At 71.4% G+C, this 19,356-nt stretch carries 12 protein-coding genes and 1 tRNA gene; 7 read left to right on the top strand and 6 right to left on the bottom strand.

The genetic code is table 11. The annotated features are described in order from the left end of the window. Positions 1–57: 57 nt before the first annotated feature. The 3 genes from glmU to ACZ7J0_RS22370 all read right to left on the bottom strand — a co-directional run bounded on the left by glmU (position 58) and on the right by ACZ7J0_RS22370 (position 2,567). Positions 58–1,506, bottom strand: a complete 1,449-nt coding sequence (glmU, locus tag ACZ7J0_RS22380; RefSeq protein ID WP_470889945.1) for a bifunctional UDP-N-acetylglucosamine diphosphorylase/glucosamine-1-phosphate N-acetyltransferase GlmU — start codon at positions 1,504–1,506, stop codon at positions 58–60. Between the two features lie 106 nt (positions 1,507–1,612). Then, positions 1,613–1,686: transfer RNA gene (locus ACZ7J0_RS22375), tRNA-Gln, on the bottom strand. 11 nt (positions 1,687–1,697) lie between these two features. Beyond that, positions 1,698–2,567, bottom strand: a complete 870-nt coding sequence (locus ACZ7J0_RS22370) for a hypothetical protein (RefSeq protein ID WP_470889943.1) — start codon at positions 2,565–2,567, stop codon at positions 1,698–1,700. A 164-nt stretch (positions 2,568–2,731) separates the two neighbouring features. Here ACZ7J0_RS22370 and ACZ7J0_RS22365 point away from each other — a divergent pair, with 164 nt between their 5' ends. Beyond that, positions 2,732–4,045, top strand: coding sequence for a sensor histidine kinase (locus ACZ7J0_RS22365; RefSeq protein WP_470889941.1), 1,314 nt, complete (start codon positions 2,732–2,734; stop codon positions 4,043–4,045). 50 nt (positions 4,046–4,095) lie between these two features. Here ACZ7J0_RS22365 and ACZ7J0_RS22360 read toward each other — a convergent pair whose 3' ends face one another. Both ACZ7J0_RS22360 and ACZ7J0_RS22355 read right to left on the bottom strand, forming a co-directional pair. After that, the gene (locus ACZ7J0_RS22360; protein WP_470889939.1) at positions 4,096–4,587 is read right to left on the bottom strand and encodes an SUKH-3 domain-containing protein; all 492 of its coding nucleotides are present in this window, start codon (positions 4,585–4,587) and stop codon (positions 4,096–4,098) included. 10 nt (positions 4,588–4,597) lie between these two features. Next, the gene (locus tag ACZ7J0_RS22355) at positions 4,598–5,134 is read right to left on the bottom strand and encodes a YwqJ-related putative deaminase (protein WP_470889937.1); all 537 of its coding nucleotides are present in this window, start codon (positions 5,132–5,134) and stop codon (positions 4,598–4,600) included. 239 nt (positions 5,135–5,373) lie between these two features. Here ACZ7J0_RS22355 and ACZ7J0_RS22350 point away from each other — a divergent pair, with 239 nt between their 5' ends. From ACZ7J0_RS22350 to ACZ7J0_RS22340, 3 genes are all read left to right on the top strand, one after another. Continuing rightward, the gene (locus tag ACZ7J0_RS22350) at positions 5,374–6,369 is read left to right on the top strand and encodes an SMI1/KNR4 family protein (RefSeq protein WP_470889935.1); all 996 of its coding nucleotides are present in this window, start codon (positions 5,374–5,376) and stop codon (positions 6,367–6,369) included. Positions 6,370–6,376: 7 nt separating this feature from the next. Then, positions 6,377–8,953, top strand: a complete 2,577-nt coding sequence (locus tag ACZ7J0_RS22345) for an SUKH-4 family immunity protein (RefSeq protein WP_470889933.1) — start codon at positions 6,377–6,379, stop codon at positions 8,951–8,953. Between the two features lie 190 nt (positions 8,954–9,143). Then, complete coding sequence (locus ACZ7J0_RS22340) at positions 9,144–10,037, top strand: DivIVA domain-containing protein (RefSeq protein ID WP_470889931.1); 894 nt, start codon at positions 9,144–9,146, stop codon at positions 10,035–10,037. A 393-nt stretch (positions 10,038–10,430) separates the two neighbouring features. Here the strand turns inward: ACZ7J0_RS22340 and ACZ7J0_RS22335 are convergent, their stop codons facing one another. Then, positions 10,431–12,050, bottom strand: coding sequence for an MFS transporter (locus ACZ7J0_RS22335; protein WP_470889929.1), 1,620 nt, complete (start codon positions 12,048–12,050; stop codon positions 10,431–10,433). 212 nt (positions 12,051–12,262) lie between these two features. On the opposite strand from ACZ7J0_RS22335, the gene ACZ7J0_RS22330 reads away from it, so the two are divergent. The 3 genes from ACZ7J0_RS22330 to mfd all read left to right on the top strand — a co-directional run bounded on the left by ACZ7J0_RS22330 (position 12,263) and on the right by mfd (position 19,351). Then, positions 12,263–13,051: an ABC transporter ATP-binding protein gene (locus ACZ7J0_RS22330; RefSeq protein ID WP_469121413.1), complete on the top strand. Its 789-nt coding sequence runs from the start codon at positions 12,263–12,265 to the stop codon at positions 13,049–13,051. After that, complete coding sequence (locus ACZ7J0_RS22325; RefSeq protein ID WP_470889927.1) at positions 13,048–15,621, top strand: ABC transporter permease; 2,574 nt, start codon at positions 13,048–13,050, stop codon at positions 15,619–15,621. The genes ACZ7J0_RS22330 and ACZ7J0_RS22325 overlap by 4 nt, the downstream gene beginning before the upstream one ends. Positions 15,622–15,820: 199 nt before the next feature. Next, complete coding sequence (gene mfd / locus ACZ7J0_RS22320) at positions 15,821–19,351, top strand: transcription-repair coupling factor (RefSeq protein WP_470889925.1); 3,531 nt, start codon at positions 15,821–15,823, stop codon at positions 19,349–19,351. The last annotated feature ends 5 nt before the right edge of the window (positions 19,352–19,356 follow it).

The following is a 19,356-nucleotide window of genomic DNA, read 5'->3' as shown; positions in this document are numbered from 1 at the left end:
CAGCCGAATTTATGTGCACGTATCACGGTACGCCGAGTTCGACGCACCGGTTTCCGGTCAGCTTTCGCCGTCGGCCACTTCAGCAGCCGCCTGAGCGGCCTGCGCAGCCGCACTACCCGGCCGCTTCCTGGCCACCCAACCCTCGATATTCCGCTGCTGGCCCCGCGCCACAGCGAGCGAGCCGGGCGGCACATCCTTCGTGATCACAGAGCCCGCCGCGGTGTACGCCCCGTCCCCGATCGTGACAGGCGCCACAAACATGTTGTCCGAACCGGTGCGGCAGTGAGACCCGATCGTCGTGTGATGCTTCGCCTCACCGTCGTAGTTCACGAACACACTCGCCGCGCCGATGTTCGTGTACTCACCGATCGTCGCGTCACCGACATACGACAGATGCGGCACCTTCGTACCCTCACCGATCGTCGCGTTCTTCATCTCCACATACGCGCCGGCCTTTGACTTCACACCCAGCTTCGTACCAGGACGCAGATACGCGAACGGGCCCACCTGCGCGTCCGGACCGATCTCCACCGAGTCCGCCACCGTGTTGTCCACCCGCGCACCCCGACCCACGGTCGTGTCCCGCAGCCGCGAATTCGGGCCCACCTCGGCGTCCTCCGCGATGTGCGTCGACCCCAGCAACTGCGTACCCGGATGAACCACCGCGTCCGCCTCGAACGTCACCGTCACGTCCACCAGCACCGACGCCGGATCCACGATCGTCACACCGGCCGTCATCGCCCGCTCCAGCAGCCGCGCGTTCAACAACCCCCGCGCCTCAGCCAACTGCACACGATTGTTGATCCCCAGGATCTCCCGGTGATCACCGGCGACCGACGCGCCCACCCGGTGCCCCGCCTCACGCAGGATCCCGAGAACGTCCGTCAGGTACTCCTCACCCTGACTGTTGTCCGTACGCACCTTGCCCAGCGCATCCGCGAGCAGCAGCCCGTCGAACGCGAACACACCCGAATTGATCTCACTGATCGCCCGCTGCGCCTCGGTGGCGTCCTTGTGCTCGACGATCGCGGTGACCGCGCCCGAGTCACTGTCACGGACGATCCGCCCGTACCCGGTCGAGTCCGGGACCTCGGCGGTCAGCACGGTGACGGCGTTGCCGTCGGCGGCGTGCGTCGCCGCGAGAGCCTTGAGCGTGTCGCCGGACAGGAGAGGAGTGTCGCCACACACGACGACGACGGTCCCCTCAGGGGCCTGACCCAGCTCTTCGAGCGCCATACGAACGGCGTGACCGGTGCCGTTCTGCTCGTGCTGGACGGCGGTGCGGGTTCCCGCGTAGAAGGAGTCGAGGTGCCCCTTCACCTGCTCACGGGCGTGCCCGACGACCACGACGAGATGCTCGGGATCCAGCTCACGAGCGGCGGAGACGACGTGTCCCACGAGCGAGCGCCCGCAGATCTCGTGCAGGACCTTGGGGGTCTTCGACTTCATGCGGGTGCCCTCACCCGCTGCGAGGACGACGACGGCTGCCGGGCGGTTGGCGCTCACGGGAATGCCCTTCGGCTTCGGGTGGTGGACACCCGCAGGATACCGGGGGGTTTCTGGGGGGAAACGAGCGCGGGTCCTGACCGTGGAGGTCAGGACCCGAACGTTGTGGCTCCCGGGGAAGGAATCGAACCCTCATTCAATGGACCAAAACCATTTGTCCTACCATTAGACGACCCGGGATGGTCTGCTCCTTATGTCCGATTCTCTGAGGCGGCCTCAGGAGCAGCCCCTACTATGCCGCACCACCACCCCTCGATGCGACGGTAGAGGTCCGCGCTTTGCCGGACTTGGATCACCAGGCAGCCCCGGTAGCCCTCGTTCGTGTTCTTGCGGTTGGTCTTGGGGTTGTGCCTCTTGACCGTGGTCTTGCCGAAGGCGACGGTGTCCGCGCCGACGAAGTCGGCCCAGAACTGCTCCGCGCCGGAGATGTCCGCGGTTTCGTGGATGTGCACGTAGAAGCGCAGCCGATCCGCGGTGACCCCGAGGAGGCGGAGCCAGGCGAGGAAGACCTTGATCATGCGCGGGTCGCTGTTGACGAAGGTCACCCGCTCTTGTGGACGCGGGCCCTTGGCCTTCGTTCCCTCGGCCCAGTAGAGCCCGACGCCCACGAGGAACAGTTCGCGCTGGGTCATCCCGGCGATTTCCCGCTCCGCGTCCTCCTTGACCCGCTGCCGCTCCGCGTCCCGTCGCCCGAGTGTCGCTTCCCAGCCGCGCCTGGCGATCGCCGATGCCTCCTCGCGGGTCCTCGGCGGCGGCTTCGGCAGGTCCCTCACCCACAGCGAGATCGAACTCTTGGAGCAGCCCAGCTCGATCTGGATCTGGTCGTACGTCATTCCCTGGCGCCGCAGCTCCCGGGCACGCTCCCGCAGGTCGTCCTTGGCGCGTGGGCGCTTGGTCCATTCCGGGGGAGGCTCGCCCTTCACAAGGCGGCCCAGGATGTCGTTGTTGTCGATGTGGAGGCGATCGCGGATCTGGCGAAGGCTGAGGCCCTCCCGGCGGAGGGCCACCGCCTGCTCGCGTAAGCCCTCGAAGTCCGCGTACTTGCCCGTGGCAGATGTCATACGCACAAGCTCGTCCGGAATGTGAACCTCCGGCTCGAAAGCGCAAGCGATTCCGTAGTTCGGGGGATCCGCGCCCGTTCGGGCTGCGAAGTGCCCCGATCCGTGCTGCCGGACTCCTCGGACTCGCCGGAAAATCGTTCGCGCGCGCCCGTAGGCTGGAAGACATGACCACAACGGGGGCTAATCAGGACGCGGCGGGCACAGAGCCCCGTGGCTGGTGGTGGTGGGAGCGGCGGCGGAGTGCCGTGTTGGACGTGGGGCTCGGGCTGCTGTCGGCGGTGGAGTGCGCGTTGCAGGGGGTCGGGTTCGCGGGGCACGCGGGGTTGCCGGTGCCCGTGGGGGTGTTCTTCGGGTTTCTCGCCGGGGCCGTGCTGGTGCTGCGGCGGCGGTGGCCGATTGTCGTCGTGCTGGTGTCGATCGCGATCACGCCGGCCGAGATGGGCTACCTGATGAGCATCGTCGGGCTCTATACGCTCGCCGCCTCGGAGGTCCCGCGGCGGATCATCGCGGCGCTGGCGGGGATGTCGCTGGTCGCGGTGCTGATCGTGACGTTCGTGCGGTTGCGGCAGGATGTCGCGGCCGCGGATTTCGAGCCGGGTAGCTGGTACGTCCCGCTGGTGTCGGTCTTCATGTCTCTGGGGCTGAACGCTCCGCCGGTGCTTTTCGGGCTGTACATAGGGGCGCGGCGGCGGTTGATGGAGAGTCTGCGGGAGCGTGCCGACAGTCTGGAGCAGGAGTTGTCGCTGCTGGCGGATCGGGCGGAGCAGCGGGCGCAGTGGGCGCGGCGGGAGGAGCGGACCCGGATCGCGCGGGAGATGCATGATGTCGTCGCGCATCGGGTGAGTCTGATGGTGGTGCACGCGGCGGCGTTGCAGGCGGTGGCGGTGAAGGATCCGCAGAAGGCGGTGAGGAACGCGGCGCTGGTCGGTGACATGGGCCGGCAGGCGTTGACGGAGTTGCGGGAGATGCTGGGCGTGTTGCGGGAGGACGCGCCTGCTCCGGTGTCGGCTCCGGTGCCGTTGGCGGCGGTGGGTCTGGCGGCGGCCGCGGCGGCGCAGGGGGCGCTGGCGGCGGCGGAGGACGGTCCGTGTCTGGCCGAGGTCGAGGAGCTGGTGGAGCAGTCGCGGCAGGCGGGGACGGTGGTGGAGCTGGTGGTGGTCGGTGTGGCGCGGGGGTATGCGCCGGAGGTGGAGCAGACGGCGTACCGGGTGGTGCAGGAGGCGCTGACGAACGTCCACAAGCATGCGGCGGGGGCGAAGGTGGTTGTCCGGCTGGCGCACCGGGAGGCCGAGGTGGCGATGCAGGTGGAGAACGGCCCTTCGGACGTGGGGGTGGCGGATGCGGGTCTGCCGAGTGGCGGCAATGGTCTGGTGGGGATGCGGGAGCGGGTGACGGCCTTGGGTGGTGTGTTCGTGTCGGGGCCGACGGACGTGGGTGGTTTCCGGGTGTCGGCGGTGTTGCCGGCCCGGGGGGTGTGAGCGGGTCGTGTGGTGTCCGGGGGGAGCCGAATGGGCTGGGGCGCCGGTGGTCAGGGTGAGGTCAGCCGGGTGGGCTGGGCGCCGGTGATCAGGGTGGACAGGGCGGCGTCGATGTCGTTGCCGAGGTACCAGTCGCCGGTGTGGTCGAGGCTGTAGACGCGGCCTTGTTGGTCGATCGCGAGGACGGCCTGGTGGTCGCCTTCTTCTCCGAGGGGGGAGATGTCGGTGTCCAGGGCGCGGCCGAGGTCGGCGAGGGTGCGGGCGAGGTGGAGTCCGGCGAGCGGGTCGAAGCGGACGGTGGCGGGGGCTATCTGGCGGCCGGGGCCGGGGGCGGTGATGCGGAGGCTGCCGAATTCGGCCCAGGCTTCGACGGCGGCGGGGAAGACGCTGTGGCGGTGGCCGGCGGGTGTGAGGTGGGCGCGGAGGGTGTCGGCCCAGTGTTCGGCCTGTTTGATGTCCCAGCGGCCGGGGTGCCAGCCCGCTTCGCGGAGGGCGGCGTCGACCTCGACGGGGAAGCGGGTGGTGCTGAGGTGGTCGGGCATGGGGGCGCGGTCAGCCGTTCTGGGCGGTCGGGTCGACGGGGCGTACGCCGAAGTGGGCGAGCATGGCCGTGCAGGAGCGGCAGGGGGCGGCGTAGCTGCCGTGGAGGGGGTCGCCGTCCTCGCGGATGCGGCGGGCGGTGAGTTTGGAGTGTTTGAGTGAGCGGCGGGCTTCGCCCTGGGTGAGTGGTTTGCGTTGGGCGCGTTTGGTGCGGCCGGTTTCGGTGGCGGCGAGGTGTCGGGAGAGCAGGATCGCTTCGGGGCAGCGTCCGGTGAAGCGTTCGCGTTGGCCGCTGGTGAGGGTGTCGAGGAAGTCCTGTACGAGGGGGTGCAGGGCGGGGGGCTGGTCGCCGCGGCCGGCGGTGCAGGTGAGGGTTTCGCCGCGTACGGAGAGTGCTGCTCCGACGGTGGGCAGGATGCCGTCGCGGCGTTGACGCAGTGAGGGGGCGCGGGTGGGTTCGGCGCTGCTCCAGCTGAGGCGTGGGTCGCCTGCGGCGTTGGCTCCCGCGGTGCCGCCGGTGGTTGTACCACCGGTCTGTGCTGCGTACATGGTGCTGTCTTCCCCTCTTGCGCAATCCCCCGAGTTGCGGGACCAGCCTGCCAAATGGGGTGCCCGGTGGGGAAGCGGGGGCGCTGAAACGTGTCGAGGGTGTGTCGTGGGGGCGGCTGACCGTCACACGATTGTGACGGTTGGTCACGGTGGAGGTGGTCCGGGTGGCCCTGTTGCGGCAGCGCATAGGCTGTGCGGAACCAGCCAGACGCAGCAGGACGCAGCAGGGGGCAACCGCCATGACGACAGGTCGGCTCGGGCACGAGGCCGCGCCACCGAACGCGGCCTACGCCGGGCAGGTCGTGAACTTCCCGGACCCGGTCAGGGCTTCCCGGCATCCCCGAGGGGTGCGGGTGGACGAGGACGGCTTTCCGGATTTCTCGCCGTACGCGCGTGCGGCGGCGGAGATCGCGGAGCCTCCGGAGGGCTTCGGTGTGGACGAGCTGCGGTTGACGGACTATGTGTCCGCGAACGCGGCGCTGGCCGCTGCCGGGCATGAGCTGTGGGACACGATTCCGCCGGTGGCGACGCCGCACGGTTGGACGTGGCATCACGTGGCCGGTTCGCGCCGCATGGAGTTGGTGCCGGTCGAGGTGAAGGCGCTGTTGCGGCATCACGCGGGGGTGGCGACGTCCGCCGTTGATCAGAGCAAGCGGGGGACGCGGCCGTTGCAGGAGACGCGGCCGGCGCACTTCGGGCTGCCGAAGGGGTCGGTGTCGGTGACGGAGCAGCAGCTGCTGGGGGTGGAGGAGGATCTGGGGTATCGCCTGCCGGGTGCGTACCGCTCCTTCCTGAAGGCGGCGGGCGGGTGCGCGCCGGTGGGTGCGGCGTTGGACGCGGAGCTGGGGTTGTTGGTGGATCAGCCGTTCTTCACGGTGCGTGAGGAGGCGGCGGTCAATGACCTGGTGTACGTGAACAAGTGTCTGCGGGACCATCTGACGAAGGACTATCTGGGCGTGGGTTTCGTCCAGGGCGGGATCGTCGCGGTGAAGGTGCGGGGCGGTTCGGACGTGGGGTCGGTGTGGTTCTGCGCGTACGACGACGCGCGGGACCGGGACGGCTGGTCGGTGCAGGAGCGGGTGGAGCGGCTGCTGCTGCCGTGTGGTGAGGATTTCGACGCGTTCTTGACGCGGCTGGCGGGTAATCCGCCGGAGCTGGAGACGGTGGCGAATCTGATGGTGGACGGCGGCTTCGCGCGTGCGGTCCCGGTGTCGGACGAATCGGACGAGGGGTGACGGTCGAATGGTGACCTTCGCGCAGGCGCAGGAGCGCGCGGAAGAGTGGGTCAACGGCGACGTGCCCGCGTATCAGCATCGTGAGGTGCGGGTGCGGGAGTTCGACCTGGGGTTCGTGGTGTGGGCGGAGGACCGTGAGGACGGGCCGACGTCGGACGGGGGCCGGCAGCGGCTGGTGATCGCGCGGGACAGTGGTGAGGCGACGCTGTGGCCGGGGTTGCCGGTGGGTGAGGTGATCCGCCGGTACGAGGAGGAGTACGGGGTGCCGCAGGAGGCGCCGGAGCCGGCGGCGGCGCCCGCGCGGGTCGATCTGAACCAGACGTCGTTCTTGTTGAGTCCGCCGGAGTGGTTGCAGGACGCGGCGGACCGGTTGGGGATTCCGGATGGGCGGGGGTCGCGGGAGCCGGCCGGTTCGTCCGCCGGTGGGTCTTCGGGTTCGTCCGCGGGCGTGCCCGTGGCCGGGTCCGCGGGGTCTTCTACGGGGGCGCCCGCCGGTTCGGGTGCGGACGTGGGTGCCGTGAACGCGTCGCAGGCGGGTGGCAGTTCGTCCGCCGGGGCCGCGCCCTGGGAGGTCGGTTCGTCGGCGGGGGCGTCCTGGCCGAGCGCCGGGGGGCGTGACGACCACGAGTCGACGGCGTCGGAGGGCGTTGCCTCGGGCGCGCCGTGGGCAGACGCGAACGCCGGTGACGACAGTGGTTCCGTGCCCCTGCCGGCGACGGTGTTCGCACCGCCGCTCGCCGGGGCGGACGACGACGACACGCCCCCGCCGGTGGTGGGCGCGGACGCGCCGACGGCGCTGATGTCGGGCGGCAGCGGGCTTCCCCGTACGACAGTGGCCCCGGCGGTGGACGTCGCGGCGGCGGTGGCGGGGAGCCCGCCGTTCCCGCAGGGCGCGCCCGCGGGCCAGGGCGCGCCCGCGCCTGGCGCCCCTGGGGCTCCCGGCGCTCCTGGTGTGCCTCTCGGCCCGGGCGCTCCCGCGGCTCCCGGTGCTCCTGGTGTGCCCCATGCCCCTGGGGCTCCCGGCGGCGGCGGTGACATCGCCGATGCCGCCACGAGCAAGGCCGCCCTTCCGCCCCGTGCGTCGCGGGGCAGCGGCGTGGGGGCCACTCCGCCTCCTCCCGGGGCTCCGGGTACGCCCGGGGCCGGGTCGGCGGCTCCCGGTGCCCCGGCCGGCGGGTACGTGCCGACGCAGATGGTGGCGCAGCTGGGACCGGACGGCCCGCAGCCGCCGGGAACGCCGACTCCGCCGCCCGGTGGGGGCGTTCACCATGCGGCGACGATGCTCGCCAGCCCGAGCGCGATGGGGGCCGGTCCTGCCGCCCCGCCGCCGCCCGCGCCTCCTGGGGCGCCGGGTGCGCCCGGTGTTCCTGGTGGGGGCGCCCACCATGCGGCGACGATGCTCGCCAGCCCGAGCGCGATGGGCGCCGGCCCTGCCGCCCCGCCGCCGCCGGCTCCGCCCGCCGCGCCGGGTGTGCCCGGTGGCGGTGTGCACCACGCGGCGACGATGCTGGCCCAGCCCGGCCAGGTCGGCCCGCCGCAGCCGCCGCCCGGTGCGCCGGGCCCTGTGCAGGGTCCGCCGCCCGCGTACGGCTATCCGCAGCAGCCGACCGGTCAGCCGACCGTCGGCCCCGGCTACCAGGCCGTGCTGCGCTACCGCGCGCCCGACGGTTCCGAGGCCCAGATCATCCGTCGCTCGGCGCCCGGCACTCCGCACCCGGAGTGGCAGATCCTGCATGAGCTGCGCGCCATGAACGTGCCGCCGCAGCAGGTGCTCGAACTGCACACCGAGCTGGAGTCGTGCGAGCTGCCCGGTGGGTACTGTGCGCGGATGATCCGCGAGACATGGCCGCAGGCGCGGATCACGAACATCGCCCCGTACGGCAGGGACCATGCGGGCCGTCAGCAGGGCATGGCCCAACTGCTCACGCATCAGGGCGAGTTGCACCAGGTTGCGGACGGTCCCGCGCGGCCGGCGCCGATGCGGGCGCCGCTGCCGCACGTGCAGCCGCTGCCGCCGATCCCCCCGGAGGGGATCGCGCAGGAGCTGGCCGGCGCGTTCGGGCCGGGGATCTGCCGGTTCGACCAGCGCGCGGTGTCCCGTCAGGGGGTGCCGGAGCTGGTGGCGCTCACGCTCGTCTGGGCGGGGCTGCCGGCCGACTTCGGTCCGTTCTTCTGGGCGCAGCCCGCGCAGCCGGTCGTGCCGACACTCGCCGAGCTGGCCGCGCAGCGCCAGGTGCAGCCCGCGAGCGACGCGGGCTCGTACCTGGTCGTCGGTTCGGACTTCGGACGGGCGATCTGCGTCCAGTACGGCACCGCGCACATCGTCGCCGTGCCGGTGGAGGCGGGGCCCGGCGGTCAGCCGGTCGCGCCGCAGTTCGTGAACAGCGGGCTGCCGGAGTTCACCCGCAGTCTCGCGCTGCTCGGCCGGATGTGGCGGCTGCGCTTCGGGCTCAACCCGGAGCAGGCGGGACGCTGGACGGTCGACTTCCAGGCACAGCTGGCGATGCTCGATCCGGCGGCACTGTCGTCGCCGGAGAGCTGGTGGTCCGTACTCCTCGAGCAGATGTGGGACGGACTGCTCTGACCGGCCCGTTCACCGTCCCGTTCGCTTGAGGGGCGGGAGCCCGAACGCCCGAACGGCGGCGCCCGGCCTGGATCTCAGGCCGGGCGCCGCCGTTTCCGTGGGTGGGTGACGCATCCTTGACCGGAGAATGCGGGCGGAGTGCCGCGTATGGGGCGCTTCCGCTCGATCCGTCAGGAGAGGAGCGTCCGGAATGAGTTCAGGAGCACCACCGCACGGGTTCGACGTCGTGCGGGGCCGCGGCTACCGCGCCGAAGAGGTCGATCGCTTCCTCGCCCGTGTCTCCGCCGAGCGCGACGGCGCCTGGGAGCGCGCGGCGCGCCTGACCGTCCTGGCGAAGCAGATGGCGGGGGAGGCGGAGCGGCTGCGGGAGGTGGTCGGCGCGCTGGTCCCGCAGAGGTACGAGAACCTCGGCAGCCGCGCCCAGCAGATCCTGCTGCTCGGCGAGGCCGAGGCGGACGCGCTGCGGGTCACCGCGACGGAGGAGACGCACGCGCTCCGGGACGCGGCCGAGGCGGCGGCGCGCCGCAGCCGGGAGGACGCGCGGGACCACGCGGAGACGGTCGGCGCGCGGGCCGAGGAGGAGGCGCGCCGGATTCTGCTGGAGGCGCGGGAGGAGGCGGACGCGGCGCGGGCGGCGGCGCGGGCGGAGGCGGAGGGGATCCGTGGGGAGGCGCTGGCCGTACTGGAGGACACCCGGCGCCGCACCGAGGCGCTGCTCGCCGCGCAGCGCAAGGAGCACGGGGAGCGGGCGGAGGACGTGGAGCGCGAACTCGCCGAGCGCGAGGGGGCGATGGATGCCCGGCACGCGGAGCTCGTCGCCCGCGCGGAGGCCGCGCTGGCGGATGCGCAGCGGGACTTCGCCGAGCGGGAGGAGAGCGCCCGGCACGGTCAGGAGGACGCGGAGGCGCGGGCGGAGGAACTGCTGGCGGCGGCGCGGGCACGGCAGGAACGGGCCGAGCGGGAGACGGAGCGTCTGCTGCGGGAGCACGACGGGCTTCGGGAGGAGGTCCGGGCCCACATGGACCACGTCCGCGGCAGCCTCGCGGCCCTGACGGGCCGCGCCCCGGCGGACGGTTCCTCCTGAGCCGTAGCGGCCCCTCGCACCGGTCGGGCCGAGGGGGAATCGCTTGCCCCCCGGGCCGGTGCCGGCGGACGGAGCCTGGTGAGCCGGCCGGGGCCGCTTTCGCCGGGTGCGCGAGCGCCTCGTGGCGTTCGCGGAGTGTCCGGTGCGGCTCCTGTGCGTGGCCGCGCGCCATGGGCTGCGGTGGCACCACGGCCGGGTAAGGCCGGACGGATCCGCCCGACGTCAGCCGGCCCACCCCGTCGTCGCAGACGGGGGCGACTGAGGCGAAGGGGCGGGGCCGATCGCGCCCCCCGGGCCGATGCCGGCGCGCGAGCCTCTCGCCGCCGGCGGACGGTTCCTCCTGAGCCGAAGCGGCCCATCCCACCCGCCGCCCGCGGCGGTCCGCGCTGCTCGTTACTCCCGTTCGTCCTTGAGTACCGGGAAGCGCCGCGGCGCCAGGGTCAGGAGGGCGAGCAGGGCGAGCGCCGCCGCGGTGGCCGCGCCCACGTAGACGTAGTCCACCGCCGCGTCGACCGCGTGGCGGAGCTGGTCGGCGGCCGAGGTGGTGAGGGAGTCGGGGTCGTCCAGGGCGTGGGCCAGGGAGTCGAGGTCGCCGCTGCCGCCGAGGCGGGCGGCCAGTACGCCGTTGGCGATGGCGCCGAAGAGGGCGGCTCCGACGCTCTGGCCGACCTGGCGGCAGAAGAGGACGGACGCGGTGGTGGTGCCGCGCTCGGCCCAGGGGACGGTCGACTGGACGCCGACGATCAGGGGGAGCTGGAAGAGTCCTAGGGCCGCGCCGAGGAGCAGCATGAGCAGGGCGGGCTGCCACGGTTCGCCGGGGAAGGGCAGCAGGGGGAAGGCGAGCAGGATCAGCAAGGCGAGGGTGATGCCGATGACCGCGGTGAGCCGGAAGCCGATGCGGCTGTAGACGCGGTTGGAGAAGGCCGCGCTGACCGGCCAGCTGAGGGTCATCGCGGAGAGGACGAAGCCTGCGGCGATCGGGCCGAGGCCGAGGACCGCCTGGGCGTAGGTGGGGAGGAAGACGGTCGGCGCGACCATGAGGAGACCGAGCGCGCCGAGCGCCAGATTGACGGCGGCGATGGTCCGGCGGCACCAGATCCAGCCGGGGATGATCGGCTCGGCGGCCCTGCGTTCGATGAGGTAGGTGACCCCCGCGAGGAGGGCGCTGCCTCCGAACAGGCCCAGTGAGGGCGCCGACAGCCACGGCCAGGCGACCCCGCCCTGGACGAGGGCGGTCAGCAGCAGGGCGCCGGTGGCGAAGATGGCGAGCGCGCCGAGCCAGTCGACGGCGGGGCGCCCCGCCTCCGCGCGGTCGCCGTTCTTCTGCTCCCGGGCCCGTGAGGGCTCCTTCAGGTGGCGGGCGATCAGCCACAGGGCCACCAGCCCCACCGGGAGGTTGATGAGGAAGATCCAGCGCCAGTCCGCGTATCCCGCGAGGAGCCCGCCGGCCGCCGGGCCCGCGACCGAGGCGGTGGCCCAGACCGAGGACAGCTTCGCCTGGATCTTCGGGCGTTCCTTGAGCGGGTAGAGGTCCGCGGCGATCGTCTGCACCGTGCCCTGGAGCGCCCCGCCGCCGAGGCCCTGGACGATGCGGAAGGCGATGAGGGACGCCATGTTCCACGCGGCGGCGCACAGGAGTGAGCCGACCAGGAAAAGGATGATCCCCGCGATCAGGACCGGCTTGCGGCCGAACGTGTCGGACAGCTTCCCGTACACGGGCAGGGTGACGGTGACCGCGAGCAGATAGCCGGAGAACAGCCAGGAGAAGACGGCGAGCCCGCCGAGGTCCCCGACGATCTGGGGTACGGCGGTGGAGACGATGGTGCCGTCGAGCGCGGCGAGTGCCATGCCGAGCATCAGCGCCGCGACGACCGGCCCGCGTCCGTGCCGGGTGGTGGCGGGCGCCGCGGCGCCGGTTGTCGCTCCGACTTCGGCCACCAGGATTCCTTTCCCTATGCATGTATCTCGTCCGGACACCTTCTCACTTGAACCTGACGCAGGGGGAGGGGGCAAGGTCACCTCTGTGCGGCTCGCCCTGGAGGCGGAGACCCCCTAGGGGGTCGTCCCTACTTCGACCCAGGGAGCGGTCCTCCCACTGGAGGAGGAGCCGGACGCGCCCGGTCCCTACCGTGGACGTACGGGTCCGAGCGGGGGGCTGGGCCCGGCGGATGCCGTTTCCCGACCGCTGGACGGCATCGCTCATTCACCGATGGAGGAGACATACCGTGACTTCGGCTGTAACCATTCCCAGGCACGGGGGTACTGGAGGGAGTACGGCCGTCGCCGCGCGGGCGCGGCAGGTCGTCAAGGCCTACGGCTCCGGCGAGACTCGTGTCGTCGCCCTGGACCATGTCGACGTGGACATCGACCGCGGGCAGTTCACCGCGATCATGGGACCCTCCGGGTCCGGCAAGTCGACCCTGATGCACTGCCTCGCCGGTCTGGACACGGTCACCAGCGGCCGGATCCACCTCGCCGACACCGAGATCACGGGTCTGAAGGACAAGAAGCTGACGCAGCTGCGGCGCGACCGCGTCGGCTTCATCTTCCAGGCGTTCAATCTGCTGCCCACGCTGAACGCCCTGGAGAACATCACGCTCCCGATGGACATCGCGGGCCGCAAGCCGGACGCGGCCTGGCTCAACCGCGTGGTGGAGACGGTCGGTCTCGCCGACCGGCTGAAGCACCGGCCGACCCAGCTGTCCGGCGGCCAGCAGCAGCGGGTCGCGGTGGCCCGCGCGCTCGCCGCACGCCCCGAGATCATCTTCGGTGACGAGCCGACCGGAAACCTGGACTCGCGGGCCGGCGCCGAAGTGCTGGGGTTCCTGCGGCAGTCGGTGGACGAGCTGGGCCAGACCATCGTCATGGTCACCCATGACCCGGTGGCCGCCTCGTACGCGGACCGGGTGCTGTATCTCGCGGACGGCCGGATCGTCGACGAGATGTTCCGGCCGACCGCCGACGCCGTACTGGACCGGATGAAGGACTTCGACGCCCGGGGGCGGACGTCGTGACCGTACTCAAGGCCTCCGCGCGCAACTTCCTCGCCCACAAGGGGAGAATGGCGCTCTCGGCGGTGGCGGTCGTGCTGTCGGTGGCGTTCGTCAGTGGCACGCTCGTCTTCACCGACACGATGAACACCACGTTCGACAAGCTCTTCGCGGCGACGGCGTCCGATGTCACCGTCAGCCCCGCGTCCGCCGAGGCGGGCGAGGAGACCCCGCAGACCGGCCGCCCGGAGACGCTGCCCGCGTCGCTGGTGCGGACGGTGGAGAAGGCGGAGGGCGTCAAGGCCGCCGAGGGCGCGGTCGTCTCGATGAGCGTGACCGTCGTCAACGGCGCCAACGAGAACATGGGCTCCAGCAACGGCGCTCCCACGATCGCCGGCAACTGGACCCGCAACGACCTGCGTTCCATGGAGATCACCTCGGGTCACGCCCCGCGCGGACCCACCGAGGTGATGGTCGACTCCGGCACCGCGGAGAAGCACGGACTGGGGCTGGGCGACGACCTGCGCACCATCGCCGTCACCGGCGACCTCACCGCGAAGATCTCTGGGATCGCCACCTTCAAGGTCACCAACCCGGGTGCCGCGGTCGTCTACTTCGACACGGCGACCGCCCAGCGTGGACTCCTCGGCAAGGAGGGCGTGTTCACGCACATCTCGGTCGACGCGGCCGACGGTGTCAGCGACGCGCAGCTGAAGAAGAACGTGGCCGCCGCGCTCGGCGGCCCGTACAAGCTCCAGACCCAGCAGGAAGCCGCCGACGCGGGCCGTGAGGACGTCGGCTCGTTCCTCGACGTGATGAAGTACGCGATGCTCGGCTTCGCCGGGATCGCCTTCCTCGTTGGCATCTTCCTCATCGTCAACACCTTCTCGATGCTGGTGGCCCAGCGCACCCGCGAGATCGGTCTGATGCGTGCCATCGGATCGAGCCGCAAGCAGGTCAACCGCTCGGTGCTGGTCGAGGCGCTGCTGCTCGGCATCGTCGGCTCGGTCGCCGGTGTCGCCGCCGGTGTCGGTCTCGCCGTCGGGCTGATGGAGCTCATGTCCACCATGGGCATGGAGTTGTCCACGCAGGACCTGACGGTGCGGTGGACCACCCCGGCCGTCGGTCTGACCCTCGGCATCGTCGTCACCGTCCTGGCCGCGTACATCCCGGCCCGCCGGGCCGGCAAGGTCTCCCCGATGGCCGCGCTGCGCGACGCCGGGACCCCGGCGGACGCCCGGGCGGGACTGGTACGGGGCGGGATCGGCCTGCTTCTCACCGGCGTCGGCGCCGCCGCCCTGTGGACCGCCACCCAGGCGGACAAGGCGAGCACCGGGTCGCTCTGGCTGGGTCTCGGCGTGGTCCTCTCCCTCATCGGCTTCGTCGTCGTCGGACCGCTCCTCGCGGGCGGTGTCGTCCGGGTCATCAGCGTCCTGGTGCTGAGGATGTTCGGCCCGGTCGGACGGATGGCCGAGCGTAACGCGCTGCGCAACCCGCGCCGCACGGGAGCGACCGGCGCGGCCCTGATGATCGGCCTCGCGCTGGTGGCGTGCCTGTCGGTGGTCGGCTCGTCGATGGTCGCCTCGGCCACGGAGGAGCTCGACAAGTCGGTCGGCGCGGACTACATCATCCAGTCCGGCAACGGGCAGCCGATCATGCCGCAGGCGCAGGCGGCGCTGGAGAAGGTGCCGGGCATCGCCCATGTCACCGAGTACAAGTGGCTCGACGTCACGGTCACCGCTCCCGGCGGCACCCCGCAGAAGGACGGCCTCGTCGCCGCCGACCCGACCTACGCGCAGGATCTGCGCCGCGAGATGGTCGCCGGTGAGCTGCCGGCGGCCTACGGCGAGAACGCCATGTCCGTGGGCGACGACTACGCCGACAAGCACGGCGTGAAGCTCGGCGACGAGCTCACGGTCGCTTTCAAGGGCGGCCGGACGGCGAAGCTGAAGGTCACGGCGATCACCTCGGACGAGGGAAATGTCGACAAGGGCGCGATGTACACCAACATCACGACCGCCGAGCGGTACCTCCCCGCCGACCGGATGCCGAAGAACATGATCATGTTCGCGTCGGCCGAGGACGGCAAGGAGAAGGAGGCGTACGCGGCCCTCAAGAAGTCGCTCGCCGCCTACCCCCAGTACAAGGTGCAGAACCAGGCCGACTTCAAGCAGGACCTGAAGGACCAGGTCGGCCAGCTCCTGAACATCGTCTACGGTCTGCTGGCGCTCGCGATCATCGTCGCCGTGCTCGGTGTGGTGAACACGCTGGCCCTGTCGGTGGTCGAGCGGACCCGCGAGATCGGCCTGATGCGGGCGATCGGTCTCTCACGCCGCCAGCTGCGCCGCATGATCCGCCTGGAGTCTGTGGTCATCGCCCTCTTCGGAGCCCTGCTCGGCCTGGGCCTCGGCATGGGCTGGGGCACCTCCGCCCAGAAGCTCCTCGCCCTGGAGGGGCTGGGGGTCCTGGAGATCCCGTGGCCGACGATCCTCACGGTCTTCGTGGGCTCCGCGTTCGTCGGACTGATCGCGGCGCTGGTCCCGGCGTTCCGGGCGGGCCGGATGAACGTACTGAACGCCATCGCGGCCGAGTAGAGCCGTACGGGTACCGTGGGAACACGGCCCCGGTGAGCGTCCTCCACGCTCACCGGGGCCGTTTTCCCGTGCCGGACGGGGCGACCGGGTTGACAGGGTGACGCACGAGGTCTGGGCGTAGTCTGGGAACCCCCGGCCCGTTCGACGTGTCGGGCGGTTCGCGTTGCCCGCCCCTCGGAATCCCGGATGGATGTCCTTCATGAGTCTGTACGGTCTGCTCGACGCCGTAGTACGTGATCCGGCGCTCACCGGGGCGGTGAAGGCCGCGGCCGACGGTCATCAGCACCATGTCGACCTGGTCGGACCCCCGGCCGCCCGTCCCTTCGCCATCGCCGCGCTGGCCCGCGACTCCGGGCGGCCGGTGCTCGCCGTGACGGCCACCGGCCGGGAGGCCGAGGACCTGGCGGCGGCCCTGCGCAGCCTCCTCGACCCGGACACCGTTGTCGACTATCCCTCCTGGGAGACCCTGCCGCACGAGCGGCTCTCGCCGCGCTCCGACACCGTCGGCCGCCGCCTGGCGGTGCTGCGCAGGCTGGCGCACCCCTCGAAGGACGACCCGGCCGCCGGCCCGGTGTCGGTGGTCGTGGCGCCCGTACGCTCCGTGCTCCAGCCGCAGGTCAAGGGCCTCGGCGACCTGGAACCCGTCGCCCTGCGCAGCGGGGAGAGCGCCGATCTGAACGCGATCGTCGAGGGGCTCGCGGCGGCCGCGTACGCGCGGGTCGAGCTGGTCGAGAAGCGCGGCGAGTTCGCCGTGCGCGGCGGCATCCTCGATGTCTTCCCGCCGACCGAGGAACACCCGCTCCGGATCGAGTTCTGGGGCGACGACATCGAGGAGATCCGGTACTTCAAGGTCGCCGACCAGCGGTCCCTGGAGATCGCCGAGCACGGGCTGTGGGCGCCGCCCTGTCGTGAGCTGTTGCTGACCGACCAGGTGCGGGGGCGGGCGGCCGCTCTCGCCGAGCTCCACCCGGAGCTCGGCGAACTGCTCGGCAAGATCGCCGAGGGCATCGCCGTCGAGGGCATGGAGTCGCTCGCGCCGGTGCTCGTCGACGACATGGAGCTGCTGCTCGACGTGATGCCGGCCGGGTCCATGGCCGTGGTCTGCGACCCGGAGCGGGTGCGGACGCGGGCGGCCGACCTGGTGGCGACGTCGCAGGAGTTCCTCCAGGCCTCGTGGGCGGCGACCGCGGGGGGCGGTGACGCCCCCATCGACGTCGGCGCGGCGTCCCTGTGGGGCATCGCGGACGTCCGGGACAGGGCGCGCGAGCTGGGCATGATGTGGTGGTCGGTCTCGCCCTTCGCGGCCGATGAGAGCCTCGACGACGCCACCGTGAAACTCGGCATGCACGCCCCGGAGACGTACCGGGGTGACACCGCGCGGGCCCTCGCCGACACCAAGGGCTGGCTCGCCGACGGCTGGCGCACGGTCTATGTGACCGAGGCGCACGGCCCGGCGGCCCGTACCGTCGAGGTCCTCGGCGGTGAGGGCATCGCCGCCCGCCTCGACGGAGACCTCAGGGACATCGTCCCGTCGGTCGTCCATGTCGCGTGCGGCTCGATCGACTACGGCTTCATCGACCCGGGCCTGAAACTGGCTGTGCTGACCGAGACGGACCTGTCCGGACAGAAGGCCGCCGGCAAGGACGGTCAGCGGATGCCGACCCGGCGCCGCAAGACCATCGACCCGCTGACCCTGGAGGTCGGCGACTACATCGTGCACGAGCAGCACGGCGTCGGCCGGTACATCGAGATGGTGCAGCGCACGGTCCAGGGCGCGACCCGCGAGTACCTGCTGGTGGAGTACGCCCCCGCCAAGCGCGGCCAGCCCGGCGACCGGCTGTACATCCCGACCGACCAGCTCGAGCAGGTCACCAAGTACGTGGGCGGAGAGGCGCCGACGCTGCACCGGCTGGGTGGCGCCGACTGGACGAAGACGAAGGCGCGCGCGAAGAAGGCGGTCAAGGAGATCGCCGCGGACCTGATCAAGCTGTACTCGGCCCGCATGGCGGCGCCCGGCCACGCCTTCGGTCCCGACACCCCCTGGCAGCGCGAGCTGGAGGACGCCTTCCCGTACGTGGAGACCCCCGACCAGCTGTCCACCATCGCCGAGGTGAAGGAGGACATGGAGAAGACGGTTCCCATGGACCGGCTGATCTGTGGCGACGTGGGCTACGGCAAGACGGAGATCGCGGTCCGCGCGGCCTTCAAGGCGGTCCAGGACGGCAAGCAGGTCGCCGTCCTCGTGCCGACGACCCTGCTCGTGCAGCAGCACTTCGGCACGTTCTCGGAGCGGTACGCGCAGTTCCCGGTGAACGTCCGCGCCCTCAGCCGCTTCCAGTCGGAGACCGAGTCGAAGGCGACGCTGGAGGGCCTGCGTGAAGGCGCCGTCGACATCGTCATCGGCACGCACCGGCTCTTCTCCTCCGAGACGAAGTTCAAGGACCTGGGCCTGGTCATCGTCGACGAGGAGCAGCGCTTCGGTGTGGAGCACAAGGAGCAGCTGAAGAAGCTCCGCGCCAACGTCGACGTCCTGACGATGTCCGCCACGCCCATTCCCCGCACCCTGGAGATGGCGGTCACCGGCATCCGCGAGATGTCGACGATCACCACCCCGCCGGAGGAGCGCCACCCGGTGCTCACCTTCGTCGGCCCGTACGAGGAGAAGCAGATCGGCGCGGCGGTCCGCCGTGAACTGCTGCGCGAGGGGCAGGTCTTCTACATCCACAACCGCGTCGAGTCCATCGACCGGGCCGCGGCGCGCCTGCGGGACATCATTCCCGAGGCCAGGATCGCGATCGCCCACGGGCAGATGTCGGAGCAGGCGCTGGAGCAGGTCGTCGTGGACTTCTGGGAGAAGAAGTTCGACGTGCTGGTCTCCACGACGATCGTCGAGTCCGGCATCGACATCTCCAACGCCAACACCCTCATCGTGGAACGCGGCGACAACTTCGGGTTGTCGCAGCTGCACCAGCTGCGCGGCCGGGTCGGTCGTGGCCGTGAGCGCGGGTACGCGTACTTCCTCTACCCGCCGGAGAAGCCGCTGACGGAGACCGCGCACGAGCGCCTCGCCACGATCGCCCAGCACACCGAGATGGGCGCGGGCATGTACGTGGCGATGAAGGACCTGGAGATCCGCGGTGCGGGCAACCTGCTGGGCGGCGAGCAGTCCGGCCATATCGCCGGTGTCGGCTTCGACCTCTACGTCCGCATGGTCGGCGAGGCGGTGGCGGACTACCGGGCCTCGCTGGAGGGCGGTGTGGAGGAGGAGCCGCCGCTGGAGGTGAAGATCGAGCTGCCGGTCGACGCGCACGTCCCGCACGACTACGCGCCGGGCGAGCGGCTGCGTCTGCAGGCGTACCGCGCGATCGCCTCCGCCAACTCCGAGGAGGACATCAAGGCCGTCCGCGAGGAGCTCACCGACCGCTACGGCAAGCTGCCGGAGCCGGTCGAGAACCTGCTGCTCGTGGCGGGTCTGCGGATGCTGGCCCGGGCGTGCGGCGTCGGTGAGATCGTCCTGCAGGGGCCGAACATCCGCTTCGCGCCGGTGGAGTTGCGCGAGTCGCAGGAGCTGCGGCTGAAGCGGCTGTATCCGCGTACGGTCATCAAGCCGGCCGTCCACCAGATCCTGGTTCCGCGCCCGACGGCGGGGAAGATCGGCGGCAAGCCGGTGGTCGGGCGCGAACTGCTGGCGTGGACGGGCGAGTTCCTGACGACGATCCTCGGGTCGTAGCACCG

This window comes from Streptomyces sp. NPDC038280 (assembly GCF_055600045.1).
This window is presented reverse-complemented; position numbering and strand designations above follow the sequence as displayed.

Coding starts and splice junctions, on each gene's coding strand:
- ACZ7J0_RS22370 (WP_470889943.1), bottom strand. CDS start 2,567: ATGACATCTGCCACGGGCAAGTACGCGGACTTCGAGGGCTTACGCGAG.
- ACZ7J0_RS22365 (WP_470889941.1), top strand. CDS start 2,732: ATGACCACAACGGGGGCTAATCAGGACGCGGCGGGCACAGAGCCCCGT.
- ACZ7J0_RS22360 (WP_470889939.1), bottom strand. CDS start 4,587: ATGCCCGACCACCTCAGCACCACCCGCTTCCCCGTCGAGGTCGACGCC.
- ACZ7J0_RS22355 (WP_470889937.1), bottom strand. CDS start 5,134: ATGTACGCAGCACAGACCGGTGGTACAACCACCGGCGGCACCGCGGGA.
- ACZ7J0_RS22350 (WP_470889935.1), top strand. CDS start 5,374: ATGACGACAGGTCGGCTCGGGCACGAGGCCGCGCCACCGAACGCGGCC.
- ACZ7J0_RS22345 (WP_470889933.1), top strand. CDS start 6,377: ATGGTGACCTTCGCGCAGGCGCAGGAGCGCGCGGAAGAGTGGGTCAAC.
- ACZ7J0_RS22340 (WP_470889931.1), top strand. CDS start 9,144: ATGAGTTCAGGAGCACCACCGCACGGGTTCGACGTCGTGCGGGGCCGC.
- mfd (WP_470889925.1), top strand. CDS start 15,821: ATGAGTCTGTACGGTCTGCTCGACGCCGTAGTACGTGATCCGGCGCTC.